The organism is Miniphocaeibacter sp., assembly GCF_049276255.1.
Lineage (GTDB): Bacteria > Bacillota > Clostridia > Tissierellales > Peptoniphilaceae > Miniphocaeibacter.
In genome coordinates this window covers 1-21,664 of the sequence record NZ_JBASWB010000055.1, presented here as the reverse complement: position 1 = coordinate 21,664, position 21,664 = coordinate 1, and the positions used below count along the sequence as shown (strand labels likewise).

General features: G+C 29.3%; 24 protein-coding genes and 1 other annotated feature. Of the genes, 12 read left to right on the top strand and 12 right to left on the bottom strand.

The window, feature by feature from the left end:
• Positions 1 to 20: 20 nt before the first annotated feature.
• The 12 genes from rpsC to yaaA all read right to left on the bottom strand — a co-directional run bounded on the left by rpsC (position 21) and on the right by yaaA (position 9,020).
• Positions 21 to 764 (bottom strand): 30S ribosomal protein S3, encoded by a 744-nt coding sequence (gene rpsC / locus WAO56_RS06845; RefSeq protein WP_422144740.1) that lies wholly within the window; start codon positions 762 to 764, stop codon positions 21 to 23.
• Positions 765 to 779: 15 nt separating this feature from the next.
• Complete coding sequence (rplV, locus tag WAO56_RS06840; protein WP_243660081.1) at positions 780 to 1,115, bottom strand: 50S ribosomal protein L22; 336 nt, start codon at positions 1,113 to 1,115, stop codon at positions 780 to 782.
• Between the two features lie 20 nt (positions 1,116 to 1,135).
• Positions 1,136 to 1,420 carry a 30S ribosomal protein S19 gene (rpsS, locus tag WAO56_RS06835; protein ID WP_422144739.1) on the bottom strand — a complete coding sequence of 95 codons (285 nt, stop codon included), beginning with the start codon at positions 1,418 to 1,420 and terminating at the stop codon, positions 1,136 to 1,138.
• A gap of 18 nt (positions 1,421 to 1,438) precedes the next feature.
• On the bottom strand, positions 1,439 to 2,269 hold the full coding sequence (gene rplB, locus WAO56_RS06830) for a 50S ribosomal protein L2 (RefSeq protein ID WP_422144738.1): 831 nt from the start codon (positions 2,267 to 2,269) through the stop codon (positions 1,439 to 1,441).
• A 17-nt stretch (positions 2,270 to 2,286) separates the two neighbouring features.
• A complete protein-coding gene (gene rplW / locus WAO56_RS06825) occupies positions 2,287 to 2,583 on the bottom strand; it encodes a 50S ribosomal protein L23 (RefSeq protein ID WP_422144737.1) in 297 nt (98 codons plus the stop codon).
• On the bottom strand, positions 2,583 to 3,206 hold the full coding sequence (gene rplD, locus WAO56_RS06820) for a 50S ribosomal protein L4 (protein ID WP_422144736.1): 624 nt from the start codon (positions 3,204 to 3,206) through the stop codon (positions 2,583 to 2,585). Before rplD ends, rplW begins: the two co-directional genes overlap by 1 nt.
• A gap of 28 nt (positions 3,207 to 3,234) precedes the next feature.
• On the bottom strand, positions 3,235 to 3,861 hold the full coding sequence (rplC, locus tag WAO56_RS06815; protein ID WP_422144735.1) for a 50S ribosomal protein L3: 627 nt from the start codon (positions 3,859 to 3,861) through the stop codon (positions 3,235 to 3,237).
• Between the two features lie 54 nt (positions 3,862 to 3,915).
• Positions 3,916 to 4,224 carry a 30S ribosomal protein S10 gene (gene rpsJ, locus WAO56_RS06810; protein ID WP_243660075.1) on the bottom strand — a complete coding sequence of 103 codons (309 nt, stop codon included), beginning with the start codon at positions 4,222 to 4,224 and terminating at the stop codon, positions 3,916 to 3,918.
• Positions 4,225 to 4,518: 294 nt separating this feature from the next.
• Positions 4,519 to 5,178: a YoaK family protein gene (locus tag WAO56_RS06805; RefSeq protein ID WP_422144734.1), complete on the bottom strand. Its 660-nt coding sequence runs from the start codon at positions 5,176 to 5,178 to the stop codon at positions 4,519 to 4,521.
• A 72-nt stretch (positions 5,179 to 5,250) separates the two neighbouring features.
• Positions 5,251 to 6,627 (bottom strand): argininosuccinate lyase, encoded by a 1,377-nt coding sequence (argH, locus tag WAO56_RS06800; RefSeq protein WP_422144733.1) that lies wholly within the window; start codon positions 6,625 to 6,627, stop codon positions 5,251 to 5,253.
• 2 nt (positions 6,628 to 6,629) lie between these two features.
• The gene (locus WAO56_RS06795) at positions 6,630 to 7,877 is read right to left on the bottom strand and encodes an argininosuccinate synthase (RefSeq protein WP_422144732.1); all 1,248 of its coding nucleotides are present in this window, start codon (positions 7,875 to 7,877) and stop codon (positions 6,630 to 6,632) included.
• Positions 7,878 to 8,013: 136 nt separating this feature from the next.
• Positions 8,014 to 8,220: a binding site (T-box leader), on the bottom strand.
• A 56-nt stretch (positions 8,221 to 8,276) separates the two neighbouring features.
• Positions 8,277 to 9,020, bottom strand: a complete 744-nt coding sequence (gene yaaA / locus WAO56_RS06790) for a peroxide stress protein YaaA (protein ID WP_422144731.1) — start codon at positions 9,018 to 9,020, stop codon at positions 8,277 to 8,279.
• Positions 9,021 to 9,120: 100 nt separating this feature from the next.
• Here yaaA and WAO56_RS06785 point away from each other — a divergent pair, with 100 nt between their 5' ends.
• From WAO56_RS06785 to dltB, 12 genes are all read left to right on the top strand, one after another.
• Positions 9,121 to 10,014 carry a hypothetical protein gene (locus tag WAO56_RS06785; protein ID WP_422144730.1) on the top strand — a complete coding sequence of 298 codons (894 nt, stop codon included), beginning with the start codon at positions 9,121 to 9,123 and terminating at the stop codon, positions 10,012 to 10,014.
• A 16-nt stretch (positions 10,015 to 10,030) separates the two neighbouring features.
• Positions 10,031 to 11,473: an O-antigen ligase family protein gene (locus WAO56_RS06780; RefSeq protein WP_422144729.1), complete on the top strand. Its 1,443-nt coding sequence runs from the start codon at positions 10,031 to 10,033 to the stop codon at positions 11,471 to 11,473.
• An 87-nt stretch (positions 11,474 to 11,560) separates the two neighbouring features.
• A complete protein-coding gene (gene thrC / locus WAO56_RS06775) occupies positions 11,561 to 13,054 on the top strand; it encodes a threonine synthase (protein ID WP_422144728.1) in 1,494 nt (497 codons plus the stop codon).
• The gene (thrB, locus tag WAO56_RS06770) at positions 13,047 to 13,931 is read left to right on the top strand and encodes a homoserine kinase (RefSeq protein WP_422144727.1); all 885 of its coding nucleotides are present in this window, start codon (positions 13,047 to 13,049) and stop codon (positions 13,929 to 13,931) included. Before thrC ends, thrB begins: the two co-directional genes overlap by 8 nt.
• 79 nt (positions 13,932 to 14,010) lie before the next feature.
• On the top strand, positions 14,011 to 14,160 hold the full coding sequence (gene scfA / locus WAO56_RS06765) for a six-cysteine ranthipeptide SCIFF (protein WP_243660067.1): 150 nt from the start codon (positions 14,011 to 14,013) through the stop codon (positions 14,158 to 14,160).
• An 85-nt stretch (positions 14,161 to 14,245) separates the two neighbouring features.
• Entirely contained in the window at positions 14,246 to 15,613 is a 1,368-nt protein-coding gene (scfB, locus tag WAO56_RS06760) for a thioether cross-link-forming SCIFF peptide maturase (RefSeq protein ID WP_422144726.1), read from the top strand.
• Positions 15,613 to 16,995, top strand: a complete 1,383-nt coding sequence (locus WAO56_RS06755) for an aminotransferase class I/II-fold pyridoxal phosphate-dependent enzyme (protein WP_422144725.1) — start codon at positions 15,613 to 15,615, stop codon at positions 16,993 to 16,995. Before scfB ends, WAO56_RS06755 begins: the two co-directional genes overlap by 1 nt.
• A 52-nt stretch (positions 16,996 to 17,047) precedes the next feature.
• Positions 17,048 to 17,410 carry a GntR family transcriptional regulator gene (locus tag WAO56_RS06750; RefSeq protein ID WP_422144724.1) on the top strand — a complete coding sequence of 121 codons (363 nt, stop codon included), beginning with the start codon at positions 17,048 to 17,050 and terminating at the stop codon, positions 17,408 to 17,410.
• Complete coding sequence (locus tag WAO56_RS06745) at positions 17,403 to 18,113, top strand: ATP-binding cassette domain-containing protein (RefSeq protein WP_422144723.1); 711 nt, start codon at positions 17,403 to 17,405, stop codon at positions 18,111 to 18,113. The genes WAO56_RS06750 and WAO56_RS06745 overlap by 8 nt, the downstream gene beginning before the upstream one ends.
• A complete protein-coding gene (locus WAO56_RS06740) occupies positions 18,106 to 18,945 on the top strand; it encodes a hypothetical protein (RefSeq protein ID WP_422144722.1) in 840 nt (279 codons plus the stop codon). Before WAO56_RS06745 ends, WAO56_RS06740 begins: the two co-directional genes overlap by 8 nt.
• Before the next feature lie 140 nt (positions 18,946 to 19,085).
• Positions 19,086 to 20,591, top strand: a complete 1,506-nt coding sequence (dltA, locus tag WAO56_RS06735) for a D-alanine--poly(phosphoribitol) ligase subunit DltA (RefSeq protein ID WP_422144721.1) — start codon at positions 19,086 to 19,088, stop codon at positions 20,589 to 20,591.
• Positions 20,591 to 21,664 (top strand): D-alanyl-lipoteichoic acid biosynthesis protein DltB (gene dltB / locus WAO56_RS06730; RefSeq protein ID WP_422144720.1); only part of this gene is annotated, 1,074 nt, incomplete at its 3' end. The genes dltA and dltB, both read left to right, overlap by 1 nt.

Sequence of the window (21,664 nt, the reverse complement as noted above, 5' to 3'; positions counted from 1 at the left end):
TATTCCTCCCTCCTAGCGAATTATTTGCTTTCTGCTTGAGTTTGTTGCTTGTTTCTCTTCGCATTGTTATTTCTGTTAAATCTCTTATTATTTCTTCTTTTTCCTTTAATTTCTGGTAATTCCGCTTCTTTCATTCCTGGAAGAACTTCTCCTTTATACAACCATACCTTAACACCAAGTTTTCCATAAGTTGTATCTGCTTCAGCAAAACCATAATCTATATCCGCTCTTAAAGTTTGTAGTGGAATAGTACCTTCGCTATAACCTTCTGTTCTAGCCATGTCAGCTCCACCAACCCTACCAGAAACAGAAGTTTTAATACCTTTTGCTCCTGCTCTCATACTTCTTTGAATTGCTTGTTTCATCGCTCTTCTGAAAGATATTCTTCTTTCTAATGAAGCTGCTATGTTTTCTGCAACTAATTGCGCATTTAAATCTGGTCTTTTTATTTCTTCTACATTAACTATTACTTTCTTTCCAGTTGCTTTTTCAATTTTTGTTCTTAATACTTCTACACCAGAACCTTGTCTACCAATTACCATACCTGGTTTAGCTGTATTAATAGTAACTTTGATTTTATTTGAAGCTCTTTCTATTTCTATATCAGAAACCCCTGAAAGATAAACTTCCTTCTTTACTAGCTCACGAATTTTATGATCTTCAACTAATAAATCTCCAAAATCCTTTTTATCCGCAAACCATTTTGAGTTCCAATCTTTTATAACTCCTACTCTAAACCCATGAGGATTTACTTTTTGACCCATTCTCGCTTGCCCTCCTTATTCTCTTTCCTTTACAACAACACCAATATGACTTGATCTCTTTAAAATAGGATAAGCTGCTCCTTTAGCCTTTGGTCTCCATCTTTTCATAACTGGAGCATCATTTGCATAAGCTTCAGATACATATAACATATCTCTATCTAAATCAAAGTTGTGTTCAGCATTGGCAATTGCTGACTTTAATACCTTTTCTAACAATCTCGCACCTTTTTTAGGAGTAAATTGTAGGATTGCAAGTGCCTCATCGACATTCTTACCTCTAATTTCCTTACAGATGAAGTTAACTTTTAGAGGTGAAATTCTTTCATATTTTGCTATAGCTTTTGCTTCCATGATTCTTGTACCTCCTTTTGTTATCTTACCTTACTGCCTTTTTCACTTTTACCAGCGTGTCCTCTGTAAGTTCTTGTAGAAACAAATTCTCCTAATTTATGTCCTACCATGTCTTCAGTTATATAAATCGGTAAATGCTTTCTACCGTCATGTACAGCTATTGTATGTCCTACGAATTGTGGAAATATTGTAGAACGACGAGACCAAGTTTTTACAACTTTTTTATTATTAGACTCGTTTAATTCTTCTATCTTCTTAAAAAGATGGTCATCACAAAATGGTCCTTTTTTTACGGATCTACCCATTAAAACCCCTCCTCTTTATTACTTATTTCTTCTTCTTACGATATACATATCGGATTTCTTGTTTTTCTTTCTAGTTTTTAAACCTAATGCTGGTTTACCCCAAGGAGTTGATGGTGCTGGACGTCCTACAGGAGCTTTTCCTTCCCCTCCACCATGTGGATGGTCTACAGGATTCATAGCTGAACCTCTTACATGAGGTCTTTTTCCTAAATGTCTTGAACGACCTGCTTTACCAATAGTAACTAGTTCATTACTTAAGTTTCCAACCTGTCCTATAGTTGCACGGCATTCTTGTAAAACTAATCTAAATTCGCCTGAAGGTAATCTTAATTGTGCATATTTTCCTTCTTTAGCCATTAGTTGAGCTTCTGCTCCAGCAGTTCTTACTAATTGACCGCCTTTTCCAGGTTTAAGTTCTATGTTGTGAACTGTTGTACCTACAGGTATATCCTTTAATTTTAAAGCATTACCTATCATTATGTCAGCATTTTCTCCTGACTCGATTTTGTATCCAACTTTTAGTCCGTTAGGAGCTAAAATATATCTTTTTTCTCCATCAGCATAGTTTAATAATGCAATATTAGCTGTTCTGTTAGGATCATATTCTATTGATGCTACAGTAGCTGGTATTCCATCTTTATCTCTTTTAAAATCTATTATTCTATATCTTCTTTTTGCTCCGCCACCTCTATGACGACTAGTAATTCTACCATGTGCATTTCTTCCACCTGATTTATTTAAACTTACAGTTAAAGATTTTTCAGGTGTAGTCTTTGTTATTTCTTCAAAGCTTAATACGCTCATTTCACGTAAGCCGGCAGAGGTTGGTTTGTATTTTCTTATAGCCATTGTTGTTTACCTCCTAATTATATCCCATCAAAGAATTCAATAGTTTTAGAGTCTTCAGTTAATTTAACTATAGCTTTCTTCCAATTAGGTGTTTTACCTTGGTTAGCTCCAACTCTCTTCATTTTGCCAACAACATTCATAGTGTTTACCTTTGCTACTTTTACGCCTTCACCAAATACAGTTTCTACTGCTTTTTTGATTTCAGACTTATTGGCATCCTTAACTACTTTAAACGTATAAACTCCTAAATCCATTTTATCCATGGAATCTTCAGTTATTATAGGTTTTATAATTATATCGTATGGTGATCTCATTAAGCGAACACCTCCTCAATTTTCTTAACAGCATCTTGAGTTACTACTAAAGAATCATGTTTTATAACATCGTAAACATTTATATTTTTAGCTTCTGCAACTTCAACGCCTGCTAAATTTCTAAATGATTTATAAACTACATCATCTTTATTATCAACAACTATTAAAGCTTTTTTAGCTGCTTTAACATCTTCTAAAACTTTCTTAGCAACCTTAGTGCTTATATTATCAAAGCTTAATTTATCTAAAACAATTATTTCTTCATCATTTACTTTAGAAGTCAAAATTGATTTCATAGCTAATCTTTTAATTTTCTTAGGTGTTTTATAGCTATAATCTCTTGGTTTTGGTGCGAATATAACACCACCACCTGTCCATTGTGGACTTCTTGTACTTCCTTGACGAGCACGTCCTGTACCCTTTTGTCTCCAAGGCTTTCTTCCTCCACCTCTAACTTCAGCTCTTGTTTTTGCAGATTGAGTGCCTTGTCTTTTATTTGCAAGTTGATTTTTTACTACTTCGTAAACAACATGCTCATTTACTTCTACGCCAAATATAGCATCATTAAGTTCTATTTCTCCAACTGATTCTCCTAGTTGGTTATATACTGTAACATTAGGCATATTTCATCCTCCTTCCTAAAAATAACTATTACGCTTTAACTGACTCTTTAATTGTAACTATTCCACCCTTTGGTCCTGGAATAGCACCTTTAACCAATATAAGATTCTTGTCAGCATCTACTCTAACAATAGTTAGATTTTGAATTGTAACTTTCTCGTTACCTGTCTTACCACTGCCTTTTCTTCCTTTAAATACACGACCTGGGTAAGTACCTGCTGATCTTGCTCCAGCAACTCTATGTGACTTAGAACCGTGTGATTCTGGTCCTCTACCATAATTATGTCTTACAATAGATCCTTGAGTACCCTTACCTTTAGAAGTACCAAAAACATCCACCTTGTCATTTTCTTCAAATATATCAACTTTGATTTCTGCTCCAACTTCATAGCTTTCACCTTCATTTACAAGGAACTCTTGTAGGTGTTTCTTATAGCCAACGCCAGCTTTGTCAAAGTGACCTTTCATTGGTTTGTTTACTTTACTTTCTTTTTTATCAATATAACCAACTTGAATTGCATTATATCCATCAGTTTCAACTGATTTTACTTGAGTAACTATCATAGGTCCCGCTTCTATAACAGTTACAGGAATTAACTTTCCATCCTCTAAGAAAATTTGAGTCATTCCAACTTTCTTTCCTAATATACTCTTCATGAGCACACCTCCTAATTACTTACAGCGGATTGTTTCTTTACAATCATTCTAAGATTATAACTTTATCTCGATATCAACACCAGCAGGTAAATTTAATTTCTTTAAAGCCTCTAAAGTGTTTTTGTTAGGATTTAAAATATCGATTAGTCTTTTATGTGTTCTTTGTTCGAATTGTTCTCTACTATCTTTGTACTTGTGAACAGCTCTTAAGATTGTAATAATTTCCTTTTCTGTTGGTAGTGGAATTGGACCGGAAATTTCTGCTCCAGTTCTTTTTGTAGCTTCCACTATTTTTTGAGCAGATTGATCTATTAATTCATGATCATACGCTCTTAGTCTTATTCTAATTTTTTGTTTTGCCATCTCGGCACCTCCTCAATAATTTCAGGAAGCGTCGGATTACTTATGTCCATACACCTTGCCGGGTGTATCGTGCCTCATTTTTTATTTGACCTTTCGGTCAATAAGTAATCTTTCGCCTGAATCCTATCAGACATACTCCACGAAAATTCCCCTGAAAACCTCAGCAACCTCTCGTTTCAACGCTTTTTCCTATTTTAGGCACTCATACATTATATACAAACATAAAAAGAAATGCAAGTCTTTTTCACATTTCTTTAATGTTTTTTCTATTTATTTTTTAAAAAATCTCTATAATTATTTTCCATCCTTATTATATATAAGTTTTAAATATAAAAAACCAGCTATTATATATAGGAAAGATATTTCATAAAAATTATGACCATGATCTGGTAAAGAAATAAATACAGCTGCTGCACCACCTAGAAAATATATAACTACAGCTGAAATCAAATACAATAACTTACTTGTTTCTATTTTTCTCCCATTTAATTTTATGCCTATTAATCTTCCTATGTCCGATAAATAGCCTGTCATATGAGTCGTTCTTATGGTTATTTCATTATAGGCTATATTTAAGCCGTTTTGAGTACCACTTGTTAAGGCAATAATTGCTGTAATAATATATTTTTCACCTATTATGTATTCAGCCATACCAAGTAAAATTCCTATAACTATTAAAAAGACTCCATAACTTTTCCCCTTACCAAAACTTCTATTATTAAAAATATAGCCTGAAATTATTCCTCCAAGTAAAAATAGCAGTACAATAGTAAATAGTATTGCTGCTTTTTTAAAATCAAGCTCAAATATAGAAAATGAAATATTACTTAAATTACCGGTCATATGAGTAGTTGGAGTTCCTAGCCTAAAAATAGATAAAACATTGGCGTAGCCAGAAGTAAAAGTTAACAGTAAAATCCAAAATATGACCCTATTAAAAAACTTCTTATTCAAAAAAATCCTCCTTCATATTAACAATTATAATCATTATATCCTAATTATAGGTTAATACGAAGGAAGATTTCATTAAATACTTCCTATATATTCTTTTGTATCCTTAATTTGAATTTTTACCGCTTCAGGACTTGGTCCACCATAAACTTTTCTTTGAGCTAATATATAATCTAAATCAATATATTTATATACATCTTCATCAAAAAGTTCAGAGGAATTTTTAAATTCTTCTATAGTTAATTCTTCCAAAGATTTATTTTCATCTACACAATAGCCTACAAGCTGTCCGGTTATTTTATAAGCATCCCTAAAAGCCATTCCCTTTTTCACAAGATAGTCCGCTAAATCCGTTGCATTAATAAAACCCTTTTTAGCTTTTTCTCTCATATTTTCCTTATTTACCTTTAAAGTTCTCATCATTCCTTCAAAAACTAAAAGGCAAATTTCTAAAGTTTCTATAGAATCAAATATGTTTTCCTTATCCTCCTGCATATCCTTATTATATGCTAAAGGCAGTGCCTTAATCATGTTTAAAGTTGCCATTAAATTTCCAAAGACCCTTGAACTTTTTCCTCTTACAAGTTCTGCCATGTCGGGATTTTTCTTTTGTGGCATTATAGATGAGCCTGTTGAATAACTGTCATCTAATTCTATAAATTTAAATTCTTGACTTGCCCATAGAATTATTTCTTCCGAAAATCTTGAAAGATGTAACATTACCATGGAAATATCAAAATTTAATTCTACAATAAAATCCCTGTCTGAAACTGAATCTAAACTATTTCTAGTTGGAATATCAAATCCCAGTAGTTCAGTAGTCATAAATCTATCAATAGGATATGTTGTAGTTGCTAAGGCACCACTACCTAAAGGATTTTCATTCATTCTCCTATAACAGTCTTTAAATCTAGTAATATCCCTTACTAACATCTGTACATAGGCCATAATATGATGGGCAAAGGTAACAGGCTGTGCCACTTGCAAATGAGTATAACCTGGCATAACTGTATTAAGATTTTCTTCTGCCATATCTATTAAAGTGTCAATAAGTTTATTAATATCTTCAAGAATAAGCTTAATTTTATTTTTTAAATACATTCTTATGTCTAAGGCTACCTGGTCATTTCTTGACCTTGCTGTATGAAGTTTTTTACCTGAATCTCCAATTCGTTTTGTAAGTTCCTCTTCATTAAACATATGAATATCTTCTGCATTAGGATTAAATTCCAATTTATTTGAATCAATATCCTTTAAAATGGAATTAAGACCTTCTACAATTTTATTTAAATCTTCTTTTGTTATTATGTCGACTTTTTCAAGCATAGTAGCATGAGCTATTGAGCCTTCAATATCCTCTCTATACATTTTATAATCTACGGATATAGATGAATTAAAGTCATTTGCTAAACTATCTAGCTCTTTTTTAAATCGACCACTCCACATCTTCATTATTATTTACCTTGTTCTTTTTTCTCTTTTACTTTTTTCTTCATCATAGCTTGAACTTTTATTGGTAGAGCATATAGATTTACAAAGCCTTGGCTATCTGTTTGATCATAAACTCCATCTTCACCAAATGTTGCATATTCCTCATCATATAATGTGTAAGGGGAAGTTACTCCTGCGTTAATTACATTTCCCTTATATAATTTTAATTTAACATCCCCGGTTACCGTTTCTTGAGTTTTATTTACAAATGCAGATAAGGCTTCTCTTAATGTTGTAAACCATAATCCGTTATAAACCAATGAAGCAAATTCTACAGCTACTTTGTCCTTGTAATGCATAGTGTCCCTATCTAAAGTTAAGGATTCTAAGATTTCATGGGCAGTATATAAAATTCTACCACCTGCATTTTCATAAACCCCTCTAACCTTCATACCAACTAATCTGTTTTCTACAATATCATCTATACCTATTCCGTTTTCTCCACCAACTTTATTAAGATATCTAATAATATCGGATCCTTTCATATACTCTCCATTAACAGCTACTGGAACTCCCTTGTCAAATCTAATAGTTACATATGTTGGCTTGTCTGGAGCTTTTTCCGGTGATACTGAAAGTTTTAAAACCTTGTCATAGTTTGGCTCAGTGTCAGGATATTCTAAGTCTAATCCTTCATGGGAAATATGCCAAATATTTCTATCTTCTGAATAAAATTCGTCTTTTTCCATAGGTAAAGGTATATTTCTAGCCTTTGCATATTCAATTTCATCTTCACGGGACTTAATTTCCCAAGTTCTCCATGGAGCTATTACTGGTAAATCTGGATCGAAAGCCTTTACTGTAAGTTCAAAACGAACCTGGTCATTTCCTTTTCCAGTACAGCCATGAACTATAGCGTCTGCATTTTCCTCATGAGCAATTTCCACTAATCTCTTAGCAATAACAGGTCTTGCAAAAGCAGTTCCCAGTAAATATCTTCCTTCGTATTTTGCACCGGCTTTTAAGGTTTCGAAAACATAGTCATCTACAAACTCGTCAATTAAATCCTCTATATAAATTTTAGAAGCACCAGATGCAATAGCCTTCTCTTCTAAACCTTCTAATTCATCTTCCTGTCCTACATTTCCAACAACAGCAATAACTTCACAATCGTAATTTTCTTTTAACCATGAAATTATTATTGAAGTATCCAAGCCTCCTGAATAGGCTAAAACAACCTTCTTAATATCCTCTTTATTTATTTTTGTCATTATAATCCTCCTAATTTATATAATACTGTCTTTACTTTTAATAGTTTTAAGACTAAACAACTTTCGCCTTTTAATCTTTCTTATATCTAAAAACTAAGTCAGATTAAAAAAAGCCCCTTTCTCTAGTCAAACTAGAAAAAGAGACGAAAATATCCGCGGTACCACTCCTATTGATGTATATAGTACATCCACTTAAGTTTAACGGGAACTTTACGGGTACTGCTAACTATTCACAATACCATCTCCATGGTCCTACTTTCATATTTTTCTCCTTATTGGACTTTCACTCTATTCCAACTCGCTAAAATTCAAAAAACATTACTTTCCATTTCAAAGACTTTCAATTATAGATATTCTAATAAGTAAAGGGATATTTGTCAATACTTTAGTTAAAAACATTTATTTATTTTTATTTTTAACAAAAATTAATTCCCTATTATTTGAATTATTCCCATCGTATTTATATCCATCATAATCAAATAGGAATAAATCTTCTACCTTACTTGCTTTTATATCCGCCATGTATTTTATAAAAGAACCTCGACCCTTTTTAGAAATTGTAGAATGGGTTTTAAGTTTTCCATTACTTATTTCCCTGAACTTTATAAATATGGACTTTTCTAAAACTTCCTTATTTAATACCTTATTAAACTCATCAGAAAGCAGATTTATAAAAATACTATCTTCTTTTAGTAAGTACTTAGATATATCCTCTTTCCAATAATCCACCAATTTAATTTTATTAGTAATTTCTATATTTTTACTAAAATCCAACCTATGTTCTGCTATTTTATCAAAAGGTTTAATAAGTCCATAAAGAGATGATATTATTCTTAAATTATCATCTAGATAATTTTGTGATTTCTCATCTAGCTTTTCATATTCTATATAACGATACATTAATCCATTGAAAAGTTCTAGGGCTGTGTATTTATTATTACTTTCAATATTTTGCCATAAATTAAAATTCTTTTCTGCAACTTCCCTTTTTACCTTATAGAGTTTTTCTAAATCCTCTACTGAATATTTTTTTAGTCTACTGGCTACTGCATTGTACTTACTTTCAAAAATCAAAGGTCTATCTATATCTATAAGGCTGCTTGCTAATTTCATTTCCTTGGCTGTTGTAATTAAAATTTTCATCTTCTACTCCTTTTCCCTATATTTATTATAACTTGTTACTTAAAAAAAAATAGTGTAAACTTATTAAGATATAGAATTATAAATAATTATGGAGGTAATTTTGAAAAAATATAAATGGACTTTACTAATTGGTACATTAATTACTGTGTTCTTAATACAAATATCAAAGCCTAATTCAGGATTAGACAACGACCAATTATTTGCATTATTAGAAGATAAAAGTACAAAAATAGATAACTATATACAAAAAAATAATTTCACTATTTCTAAAAGTGAAGTAGAAGAAAAAATGAAAAAAGAAGAAGATTCTTTCTTTAAAAGCTATATAGATAATTTGTTTAATATAGAAAAAGAAGAAAAAGAAGAAGAAAAGCCTGCTCCTCCTCTAGAAAGATATAAACACGGCCAAAGAATGGAGATTATGTACAAGGATGATAGCTCAAAGAATTATTTTTTAACAGATAGTTACTCTCTTAATAATGATTTATTTGTTAACTATATAAAAAATATAGACAATGATATTGTTATATCAGAAAATAATATAGTCGATGATGAAGGAATCATAGAAAGTTTCAATCCTTTTGAGAAATATTATGGTAAGACTACAGAGTTAGTTGACTACAAGGATTTGATTAAACTACTACGTGGTTTCTCAACTTTTGTTGAAGTTAATGAAATAGATGAAAATTATGTTTTTAAGGAAGAATTTAATTCAATTGATAATAACGTAAAAACCGTTGTGGAAGATTTGAAAATAAATGATTATATAGATGAATCAGGTATATTAAGCTATAAGGATATTATTGAAACCAAATGGGATAATGAACATGTTTTAATAAATTATAATGTACTAAGTAACGATTTATATGCAAATAAATTTATTTTTGCTCTAACTTTAGAAAAGGGTAACGATAAATTTTCTATTCGTTTTGAAATTGATTCTGAGCAATTTAATATTTTAAAAGAATTTGGAATACCAAAAGAATTACAATAGAATTGAGGCTAACACAATGGAAAAAAATTTATTAAACAACAAAAAATATTTACATTTATTTACTAGCATGGTTCTATTAACAATTATGTTTGTAATAACTGAAACCGGAGTTAATTTAAAAATATATAGTTTTATTACTCCTTATAAAATTACTTTACTAATTACAGGAATTATGTTTCTTATAGCATTTTTAAAAAATCCTAAAAATATGTTTTTACATTCTTTGGATTCTGTTAAAAACCAACTAAAAGAGATAAAAATACTGATTATCTTAATAGTAGCCTATATAGCATTTGATTTAATAAGTCTACTATATACAAATAATAAATCTGTAGCCTTGACTAAATATGTAACAATTATTTCAATGGTTGCTATAATCTTTTTTTATGTGCTATATTTAAATAAATCAAAAAAAGATAACAATGATACAGTTAATTTATTACTATATTTTTTAAGCGCACCATCAATTATAATATCATTATATACTTGGGCCTATATGATTATATTTAAGACAACCTTCTATGCAAGAAGACTTTCACTTATCCAAGACTATAATAAATTTGGTATGTTATTGTTTTTTAGCTATATTACGCTGATATACTTGATTTTTAGAATTAGTAAGAATCTTAATAAAAGAAATTTGGCCTTAGCTATTTCTTCAATTATCTGTACGCCGACAATATTTTTAACCTTGTCAAGACGAACTACAAAAATGATGAGTGTAGTATTAATTCTTTTTTGTTTATACGGCGTTTTTGATACTTATATAAAATTAAAAAATAAGGAAAGTGGAAAAATAGATAAAAAATTTTATCTTAAATCTCTGATTAAATTAGGAATAACTATTCTTATTACATTTTTAATTAGTAATTTCATAGTTTTTTCTTATGAATATTTAACAACTGAAAGAACAACTAAAATTACTCAAGATCAAACTGGAGACGGATTAGTTGTTAACAGAGGAGCAGATGATATTCTTACCGATGAACATTCAATGGAAAAAAGAACAGTAATCTGGAAAATAGCAAAAAACTCCTATAAAGAATATCCAACATTGAATAAAATAATAGGAAAGGGAGCTTCTAGCAATCTAGATATTTATAACCAACCAGAAAACAAGGCTATTTTAGATAGAATATATTGGAAAAATTTAGCACCAAATACCGTTGACCCTCATAATTTTCTCTTAGTTGACCTATTAAACGGTGGAATAATTTTATTAGGAATAACAATGTTGTGTATGTTGTCGATTTTAGTATATTTGTTTAAATTAATAAAGAGATCTTTTGTAGATGTATTCTTTATATTCACACTTTCCATCGTTATTCTTGGAGATATTATGACAAGTTCAAGATTTGGAATTTTTGACAACAAGTTTATTTGGATAATATTGATTTTACTTATTACCGTTTTTAATTCTTTAAGAAATAAGGATAAAACATCAAAAGTCATTGAATAATCAATGGCTTTTTTATTTTCTTTCTATTTAACAAAATACTACATCATGGTATAATGGTTAAATATATACGATTTTAGGGGGAATAACATGAAATTTAAAAGTACTCGTGATTCAAATGTTTATATAGACTCGAAGAAAGCTTTATTAAAGGGTATATCCGATGAAGGTGGATTATTTATTCCTGAGGAATTTCCAAAATTAGGAAGTATTAATCATATGATGGATATGCAATACAAGGACCTAGCCTACTATATTTTAGGTAAATTCTTTACAGACTTTACACCGGAAGAATTGTCTACCTGTGTTAATGGGGCCTATAATTCAACTAATTTTTCGGATCCTTATATTGCACCAATAAGAAAAACCAGCGACAGGTATTTTGTAGAATTATATCATGGAAGAACTTCTGCCTTTAAAGATATGGCTCTTTCAATTTTTCCTTACTTTATTCAAACTGCATTAAAAACATCAGATGAGTTTGATAATATTGTTATTCTTGTTGCAACAAGTGGAGATACTGGTAAAGCAGCTTTAGAGGGATTTAAGGACGTAGAAAACATTAGAATAGCTGTACTTTACCCTCAAGATGGCGTAAGTTCAATACAAAAACTACAAATGCAAACTCAAGAGGGAAATAATACCTATGTTTTAGGTGTTGTTGGTAATTTTGACGATTGCCAAACTACAGTTAAAAATATTTTTGCAAATAAAGAATTTAATAAAGAATTAAATGAAAATAAAATCCAGTTATCTTCTGCCAATTCTATAAATGTTGGTAGATTATTACCTCAAATAGTTTATTATTACAGCTCCTATATTAATTTATTAAAATTTGGAGAAATAAAAAACGACGAAAAAATTAATATTGTAGTACCTACAGGAAACTTCGGAAACATTTTGGCTGCTTATTATGCTAAGGAAATGGGCCTACCTGTAAATAAACTAATATGTGCATCAAATGACAATAATGTTCTTACAGATTTTATTAATAAAGGTGTTTATGATAAAAATAATGATTTGATTTTAACTACTTCTCCATCTATGGATGTTTTAGTATCTTCAAATGTAGAAAGATTCTTATATCATATGTCCGGTGAAAACACTAGCCTTGTTTCTACTTTAATGGAGGAACTTAAGGAAGATGGTCGTTATGAAATAGATAGGAGTATTTTAAACATTATGGATTTTATGAAGGCTTATTACGCCAATGAAAAAGAAGTAAATGAAAAAATACTAACTACTCTATTAAATGAAAAATATTTAATTGACACCCATACTGCTGTTGCATCTGTTGCCTATGACAAATACCTAAAGGAAACAAATGACAGAACTAAAACATTAATCGACTCTACAGCTTCACCTTATAAATTCTCAAAGGATATTTTAAAAGCCTTAGAAGTTGATACAAATAATTTAAATGATTTTGAAATTATGAATAAACTACAGGAAATAACTTCAGTTCCTGCACCTAAAAATCTAAGTTCATTAAAGAATAAAAAAATTAGATTTGATGAATATAGTAAAAAAGAAGATATTCTTAATAATATAAAAAAATTTATAGGAGATGCTAATAATGCTTAAAATATCAGTTCCTGCTTCAAGTGCAAATTTAGGTCCAGGCTTTGATGTTTTGGCTCTTTCCTTTAAGCTCTACAATGTATTTACTTTTGAAGAAAGTAATAAACTAGAAATTATTAGTGATTACGAGGAATTTAGTAATGAAAATAATTTAGTATATACAACTATTAAGCAAGTATATGATGATTTTAACGAAAAGCCACCTACCTTAAAAATATATACAGGAAGCGATATTCCCATGTCCGGTGGTTTAGGTACGTCAGCTTCCTGTATATTAGCAGGTGTTATAGCTGCAAATTATTTTCTTGGAAATAAAATGACCGAATATGAGATTTATAAAAAAGCTATTGAAATTGAAGGTCATTGTGATAATATAACAAGTCAATTTTTTGGTGGTCTTTCCATGTCCATTAAGCAGGACGGAGAAATTCGATATAAGAAAATGAATATTCCATCAGGTATGAAATGTACTGCCCTAATTCCTGACTTTGCCGTTAGAACAAAATTAGCCAGAGAGGTTTTACCTGAAAAAGTTACAATGGAAGATGCTGTTTTCAATATGTCCCACTGCTTATTTATGGTTGATTGCCTAAGAAAGGGAGAGTTTGAAAATTTAAAATATTATTTTAAGGACAAACTCCACCAGGACTACAGAGCACCACTTGTTAATAATTTTTATGATATAGTTTCTATGTCCTATGATTTAGGTGCCTTTGCTGCATATTTAAGTGGAGCAGGACCTACTATAATGGTTTTTAGAGATATAGAGGACAAGGATTTTAATAAAAAAATCGAAAAATATTTAAATACTTTAGCAAATAATTGGGAAATTAAGGATTTAGAAATAGATAATGAAGGAACAATAATAGAAGAATTTTAATATTAATCTTCTTCTATTGTTGTTACTATTACAATATCTATGATATAATAAGGTGTATATTTTATGGAGGTACATAATTATGAAAAAACACATTAAAACATTAGCAGGCAATTCTTTGAAAGAATCAGCATGTACAGGTGGATGTGGTGAATGTCAAACTTCTTGTCAATCAGCATGTAAAACATCTTGTACTGTTGGAAACCAAGAATGCGAAAACGAAAATAGATAATAAAAAAGAGCTATATAGCTCTTTTTTATTGTTAAAATCTACTTTAGAATATAATATTATTCTTTTAACAAACTAAGGAGACCTTATGATTCATAAATATAAAATGAATAACTATAATATAGTACTAGACATTTATGGTGGCGCTGTACATGTAGTAGACGATATTAGTTATGATATTTTAGATTATTATAAAACAAATACAAAAGAAGAAATAATTTCAATATTAAATAATTATCCAAAAGAAAAAGTGGCTGAAGCCTATGATGAAATTCAGGAAATGGAAAATCAAGGTTTACTTTTTACTTCCGATGATTATCTAAATATAGAGGAATTTGAAAAAAGAGAACCTGTACTTAAGGCTATGTGTCTACATGTAGTACATGACTGTAATTTAAAATGTAAATACTGTTTTGCCTCTCAAGGAGATTTTGGTGGACATAAAGCCTATATGTCATCAGAAGTTGGTAAAAAAGCTTTAGACTATTTAGTTGCTAATTCAGGCAGTAGAAAAGCCTTAGAAGTGGACTTCTTTGGTGGCGAACCACTAATGGATTTTGATTTAGTTAAGGAGTTAGTGGAATACGGCAATGAAATAGCAGAAAAAAACAATAAATATTTCAGATTTACAATAACAACTAATGGCATCTTATTAGATGATGATAAAATCGACTATATTAATAGACATATGCACAATGTTGTTCTTAGTTTAGACGGAAGAAAAGAAATAAACGATGAAATGCGTCCAACTATTAATGACAAGGGCACTTACGATATTATAGTTCCTAAATACCAAAAACTAATTCAAGGAAGAAAAAATAAGTACTACTATGTAAGAGGTACATTTACTAGAAAGAATTTAGATTTTTCAAAAGACGTTAAACTCTTTAAGGATTTAGGATTCGATTTAGCTTCAGTTGAGCCTGTTGTTGATGCCGATTACAACGAATATGCTATAAGGGAAGAAGATCTTCCTACTATTTTACAGGAATATGAAAATTTAGCTATTGATTATGCTAAAGCACAAGTTGCAGGTGATCCCTTTAAATTCTTCCATTTTATGGTGGATTTAACCCAAGGTCCTTGTATTATAAAAAGAATGTCCGGCTGTGGTGCCGGCTGTGAATATGTAGCAGTAACTCCTGAAGGAGATATTTATCCTTGTCACCAATTTGTTGGTAATGAAAAATTCAAAATGGCAAATATTTTAGATGAAAAAGTTGAACTTCCTAGAGAAATGCAAGATGAATTTTTAAATTGTCATGTTTTTTCAAAAGAGGATTGTAAAAATTGTTGGAACAAGTTCTATTGTTCCGGCGGTTGTCATGCTAATGCCTATAATTTTAATGGCGATATTATGAAGCCGTATGAAGTTGGCTGCGAAATGCAAAAGAAAAGAACAGAATGTGCAATTATGGTTGAAGTTGCAAAAATGATGCAAGGAGAATCAATATAATGAAAAATATAAAGTCCCCTGTTTTACAGGGGCTTTTGTCTATGTCTAAAAAAGATAAAGTCCGTTTCCATATGCCTGGCCATAAGGGAAAATTTTCAGAATTATATAAGACTATCTACAAAAATTTACTGTCTTTAGACTTTACTGAAATTAATGGTACAGATGACCTATATAATTCTAAGGAGATTTTAAAAGAAGGTATGGACTTACTGACAAAAGAAAGAATGTCTAAATACAGTTTCTATTTAACTAATGGTACAACAGTAGGAATTTTAGCATCTATTATGGCACTAACTAATAATAAGGACAGTATTTTAATTTCTAAAGATTGCCATAAGTCAGTTTATAGTGCTATTGAGTTAAATAAATTAAACCCTATAATTCTTGAAAATATAATTTATGATTCTGGTTTAGTCCTACCTATTGATGAAGATATTATTATTAATGAATTAAAAAGAAATAAAAATATTAAAATGGTAGTTTTTTCAAGACCAAATTATTATGGACTTTGTTCCAACATTGAAAAACTAGCAAAATATTGTAGTGAAAATGAAATTATCCTACTAGTTGATGAAGCCCATGGCTCCCATTTAAATTATCATTCCGATTTACCAGTAAATGCTTTAAAATCCGGTGCCCATATTTCTGTTAACTCCTTTCATAAAACCCTTCCTGCCTTAACTCAAAGTTCAGTAATAAATTTTAACTATAACTTAAGTGAATTAAATATAAAAAAAGTTTTAAATATGATAGAAAAACTTCAATCTTCTTCCCCATCATATTTATTAATGGCCTCTATTGATATTAGTAGGGCCTATATGGAATCCTGTGGAAAGGAAAAATTAAATAATTTAAAAAACTATATTAAAGATTTTGAAAAATCCATTGAAAATTTACCATGGATTAAAATTCCTAACCTACCTGACTATGTTAATAAGGATTTTACAAGAATTATACTTGAAACTAAAATACCAGCTTCTAATGTACAAAATTATCTGGAAGAAAATAATATTTATCTTGAAATGATAAGTAAAAATATTTTAGTTCTAATTACTACTACAGAGGACACAAAAGAGGATTTAGAATATCTTTCTAAGATTTTAAAAAAATTTAAGCCAGATACTACTACAAACAATAATACAGTTAAAGACACAGAAGATAAAAATAATAGTCAGCAACATTTTGTTGCCTTAAATAAATCTGCCGGTAGAAAATTAAATGAAAATATTATTATCTATCCTCCTGGAAGTGTTTACTTAAAAAAGGGCGATATAATAAGTGAAGAAATTATTAAATATATTAAGGAGCTTATTAGCTCCGGAATAAAGGTGTATACCGACTTTAACAAAGATATAAACAATCTCTATGTTTCTATTGACTAAAGTCAAACTATAATGTATTATTGAGTTAGTACATTATAGAAAGGAGATATTTATGAAATTTAATGATTTCCAACCAATATATGTCCAAATAATGGATTATATAAAGTACCAAATCATTCGCGGAGAATTAAAAATAGATGAAAAAGTCCCTTCTGTTCGAGAAATAGCATCTACTTTAAAGGTAAATCCAAATACTGTTCAAAGAAGTTACAGTGAACTGGAAAGAGAAAATGTAATATATGCTAAAAGAGGACTAGGAAATTTTGTTACTTCAGACCCGGATATTGTAAATAATTTAAAAGAAGAAAAAGCAAAAGAAATACTAAGTAATTTTTTAAATGAAATTCAAAAACTGGGTTTAACAAAATATGAAAGTATAAAATTAATTGAAGAAGGATGGAAAGAAAATGAATAGTATTGTACAAATTTCTAATCTAACTAAAAAATATAATAACAACCTAGCCCTAGACAATTTAAATCTAGAGTTAAAAAACGGTACAGTCGTTGGTTTATTAGGTCCTAACGGCTCAGGAAAAACAACATTAATAAAAATTTTAGCCGGCTTATTACGTTCTTATTCAGGTGAAGTCCTAATAGATGGTGAAGCTCCCGGTCCTATTACAAAAGCCTATGTATCATATTTACCTGATAGAAGTATTTTAAATAACTTTAATAAAATTTCCGACAGCATTAAATTTTTCGAAGACTTTTTCGAAGATTTTAATACTAGTAAATGTAAAAACATCTTAAATTCACTAGCTTTAAATGAAGATTCTAAAATTAAATCCCTATCAAAGGGTATGGTTGAAAAATTACATCTATCATTAATATTAGCTAGAAAGGCAAAATTGTATATTCTTGATGAGCCAATTGCAGGAGTCGACCCTGTAGCAAGAGATGAAATTCTAAACGCTATTATAGATAATATTGAACCGGAAAGTACAATGATAATCTCAACTCATTTAGTTAGAGATATAGAGAATATTTTTGATGAAGTTGCTTTTATTAGTAATGGAAAAATCATTGAATATGATATTGCCGAAAATATAAGAACTCAAAGCGGAATATCTATAGATGAAAAATATAAAGAAATATTTGGAGGTGTATATAATGACTAAATTATTAAAATATGAACTTAAGGAAAGTTCAAAATATTTTTTATATATAATATTAGGAATAATTATTGCCTCTTTAAGTTTAGCCTTTACAATTATTAGAGCTACTAAAATCAATGAAAACAATATGTCGGAATTTAGTGCAATTTCAATGGGCTTATCATCATTACTTGTCTTTGGCTTATTTATAGCAGTTTTTGTAGGCTTTATATTTATGGTTATTAGTTCCTTTAGAAAAGATCTTTATACAGACAGTGCCTATTTGAAATTCAGTCTACCTATAAATGGGTCACAATTATTAAATGCTAAGATTTTAAATGTATTTATTTGGTCAGTTTTAATGGCTATAGTAACCGTAATTGTAAATTTACTTATTTACGGTATTTTCCTTAATGAATATATAACCGATATTGTTATGGCTCTTAAAGAAGCTTGGAGCTACTTTAATGTAGGATTAGGCTCAAATATTTTCTTAATATTACACTATATATATTCGTTTTTTGCTTCATTAATAGCTGTATACTTTTGTATAACTTTTACAAAAGCATTTTTTAAGAATAGTAGAAATGGTTATATTTGGGTTTTAGTATATATTATTTGGGGAATAATCGAAAGTCTCATTTCTATGGTAACTTCAATAGCTATTCCCTATTATTTATCAATAGGAAAAAGTCTATCAATTTCTAAACTAGACTACATTTCACTTGCTAATTCAGTGTTTGAGCCTACTAATTATATAAATCTCAACCTTGGTTTTTTCATTATTGAAATAATAATCACTGTACTACTATATATGTTTACAGTTCATATGCTTAATAAAAAAGTCGATATTTAAAAAGAAATGCATCTATAAATTTACCTATAGATGCATTTTTCTTTTCCATATATTACAAAATCATTACAATTTTAAAATTTCAATACTTTACAAGCTTTACTATGGTATAATACAGAAAGAAATTTTAAAAGGGAGTTATTATGTGGATATTAGACGAATTATTTAAATTAAAAAACAGTGATAAATTAGCAATTAACCATGGTAATGACAATATTACTTTTAAGGATTTATGGAATAAGTCGGAAATATTAGCTAATTATATAAAAAATAATACAGAAGATAATTCAACAGTTGCTATTTATGGAAATAAGGAAAGTGAAATGCTTTTAACTGCTGTTTCAAGTTTAAAGGCAGGTAGGTCTTATTCTCCAATAGATATTACTTTCCCGGAAAATAGAGTAAGTAAAATAATGAATAGATTAAATGGTAATTTAATATTTAATTTTTCTAAAAATAAATTAAATAACAACTATGTTGAAATAAATAAAGATGACCTAAACAATATACTAAAAGAAAATCCAAAGGCTACAATTAGTCAGGACAGTTGGATTAAAGATGATGACATTGCCTATATATTATTTACATCAGGTAGCACCGGTGAGCCTAAAGGAGTGCCAATTTCAAAAAGAAATATAGAAACCTTTAATCATTGGTTTAAAGAATATTGTGAATTTGGAAATGGCGACTACTATGTTCTTGACCAAGCACCTTACTCCTTTGACCTATCTGTTATAGCAGTGCATCTATATTTTTCTCTTGGAGCTACCTTAGTTGCAATTGATAAAGAAATGCTTAAAGATTTCAACTATTTATTTGATACTTTGAAAAACTCCAACTTAAATGTTTGGATATCAACACCTTCAATGATGGAATTATGTTTATTTGATGAAAAATTCTCTTCAGATTTACTTCCAAATTTAAAGAAAATTATATTCATTGGAGAAGTATTAACTAAAAACCTAGTTAGACAATTGAATACAAGGTTTAAAGATGTTGAAATTATTAACGGATACGGCCCTACTGAAGCAACTTGCGGAGTTTCTGCCTGCTATATTAAAGACGAGGATCTACTTGCAGAAGACTCCTTACCAATTGGCTATCCTGGAGAAAATATTGGATTTTATATTGAAAAAGACGGTAAAATAATCGATGATGATAATACCGATGGTGAGTTAATTTGTACCGGTGACAGTGTTAGTCAGGGTTATTATAAAAATCCTGAACTTACTAAAGAAAAATTCTTTACAACAGAAGATAATAAAATGGCCTATAGAACAGGTGATATTGTCTATAAAAAAGGAAATTTGTACTATTTTAAAGAAAGGAAGGATTTCCAAGTAAAGCTACACGGTTATAGAATTGAATTAGACGATATTACAAATAATATTAGAAATATTGACTATATAGATAACTCTATTACTATTCCTGTTTATAAAGATGATAAAGTAACTCATTTAACTTCTTTTGTTGTTTTAAATAATAAGACGGATTTACAAGGCTTAAAATTAAATATAGACATTAAGAATAAATTAAAAAAATCCATACCTAGTTACATGATTCCTAAAAAAATAATAGCAGTGGATAAATTCCCATTAAATATTAATGGAAAAATAGATAGAAAGAAATTATTGGAGGATTTTAGTTAATGATAACACAATTTGGTGATTTCTTTTCCCTGTATGTCTATTTTATACTTCTACTGCCGGCTATTATTTTAGGTATTTTAGGTAAAAAAATTAAATATTACGGATTTTTAGTATCCCTTCCCTGTCTATTCTTAATATTTGTAGACAATATGGATTTATCCTGGAATATTAAAACCTATATAAATTTAATACAATTTATTCTTTACTTAGTTTACCAATTTGTATTAATAATATTTTTTACAAATTATTGGAAGAACAATAAAAATAAATATATTTATTATCTTGTTCTTACCTTAAGTATATTACCTTTATTTTTAGTAAAACTATCACCTCATGTGAAAATGCCTCCTATTGGCTTTATTGGTATTTCATATTTGAGTTTCAGAGTTTGGCAAATTATTATTGATACAAAAGATGGTAATTTCAAAAATAAAAATATACTGGATATTTTTTATTTTATAACTTTTTTCCCAACAATTTCTTCCGGACCTATTGACAGGCAAAGAAGATTTTTTAAAGAAATCAATAGTGAAATAAATAATGTAACTTATGTTAATGATTATTTAATAGAGGGATTTAAAAAGATTGTTATGGGAATACTTTATAAATTTGCCATAGCTTCTTTTATTAATGAACGTATATTGGAAAATTTACATTATCTACCTAAAAATTATGCTTTTTTAAGCACAATTATATATATGTATGCCTATACACTCTACTTGTTCTTTGATTTTGCCGGTTATTCAAACTTCGCCATAGGAACAAGTTATTTCTTAGGAGTTAAGGCTCCTGAAAACTTTAATAAACCCTTCCTGGCAAAAAATATGAAGGAATTTTGGGACAGATGGCATATATCCCTATCAAAATGGTTTAGCGACTATATTTTTAGTAGATTTTTACTAAATAATTTAAGAAACGGTAACTTTAAAAGTAGAAAACTTGCTACAAGAGTAGCCTTTTTAATTACCATGGGAACAATGGGTATTTGGCACGGTTTTGAACTACATTATATACTTTACGGTCTCTACCAAGGTATATTATTAGTAATAACCGACATTTACCTAAGTTCAAAA

What these genes read in the sequence shown, in the direction of transcription:
- rplD (WP_422144736.1), bottom strand. Translation starts at nt 3,206, where the DNA reads ATGCCTAATGTTACAGTATATAACCAACTAGGAGAATCAGTTGGAGAA.
- rplC (WP_422144735.1), bottom strand. Translation starts at nt 3,861, where the DNA reads ATGAAGAGTATATTAGGAAAGAAAGTTGGAATGACTCAAATTTTCTTA.
- WAO56_RS06750 (WP_422144724.1), top strand. Translation starts at nt 17,048, where the DNA reads ATGAAATTTAATGATTTCCAACCAATATATGTCCAAATAATGGATTAT.
- thrB (WP_422144727.1), top strand. Translation starts at nt 13,047, where the DNA reads ATGCTTAAAATATCAGTTCCTGCTTCAAGTGCAAATTTAGGTCCAGGC.
- WAO56_RS06740 (WP_422144722.1), top strand. Translation starts at nt 18,106, where the DNA reads ATGACTAAATTATTAAAATATGAACTTAAGGAAAGTTCAAAATATTTT.
- scfB (WP_422144726.1), top strand. Translation starts at nt 14,246, where the DNA reads ATGATTCATAAATATAAAATGAATAACTATAATATAGTACTAGACATT.
- WAO56_RS06780 (WP_422144729.1), top strand. Translation starts at nt 10,031, where the DNA reads ATGGAAAAAAATTTATTAAACAACAAAAAATATTTACATTTATTTACT.
- rplV (WP_243660081.1), bottom strand. Translation starts at nt 1,115, where the DNA reads ATGGAAGCAAAAGCTATAGCAAAATATGAAAGAATTTCACCTCTAAAA.
- WAO56_RS06795 (WP_422144732.1), bottom strand. Translation starts at nt 7,877, where the DNA reads ATGACAAAAATAAATAAAGAGGATATTAAGAAGGTTGTTTTAGCCTAT.
- WAO56_RS06745 (WP_422144723.1), top strand. Translation starts at nt 17,403, where the DNA reads ATGAATAGTATTGTACAAATTTCTAATCTAACTAAAAAATATAATAAC.
- argH (WP_422144733.1), bottom strand. Translation starts at nt 6,627, where the DNA reads ATGAAGATGTGGAGTGGTCGATTTAAAAAAGAGCTAGATAGTTTAGCA.
- rplW (WP_422144737.1), bottom strand. Translation starts at nt 2,583, where the DNA reads ATGAGATCACCATACGATATAATTATAAAACCTATAATAACTGAAGAT.
- rpsJ (WP_243660075.1), bottom strand. Translation starts at nt 4,224, where the DNA reads ATGGCAAAACAAAAAATTAGAATAAGACTAAGAGCGTATGATCATGAA.
- rplB (WP_422144738.1), bottom strand. Translation starts at nt 2,269, where the DNA reads ATGGCTATAAGAAAATACAAACCAACCTCTGCCGGCTTACGTGAAATG.
- WAO56_RS06755 (WP_422144725.1), top strand. Translation starts at nt 15,613, where the DNA reads ATGAAAAATATAAAGTCCCCTGTTTTACAGGGGCTTTTGTCTATGTCT.
- rpsC (WP_422144740.1), bottom strand. Translation starts at nt 764, where the DNA reads ATGGGTCAAAAAGTAAATCCTCATGGGTTTAGAGTAGGAGTTATAAAA.
- dltA (WP_422144721.1), top strand. Translation starts at nt 19,086, where the DNA reads ATGTGGATATTAGACGAATTATTTAAATTAAAAAACAGTGATAAATTA.
- yaaA (WP_422144731.1), bottom strand. Translation starts at nt 9,020, where the DNA reads ATGAAAATTTTAATTACAACAGCCAAGGAAATGAAATTAGCAAGCAGC.
- rpsS (WP_422144739.1), bottom strand. Translation starts at nt 1,420, where the DNA reads ATGGGTAGATCCGTAAAAAAAGGACCATTTTGTGATGACCATCTTTTT.
- scfA (WP_243660067.1), top strand. Translation starts at nt 14,011, where the DNA reads ATGAAAAAACACATTAAAACATTAGCAGGCAATTCTTTGAAAGAATCA.
- thrC (WP_422144728.1), top strand. Translation starts at nt 11,561, where the DNA reads ATGAAATTTAAAAGTACTCGTGATTCAAATGTTTATATAGACTCGAAG.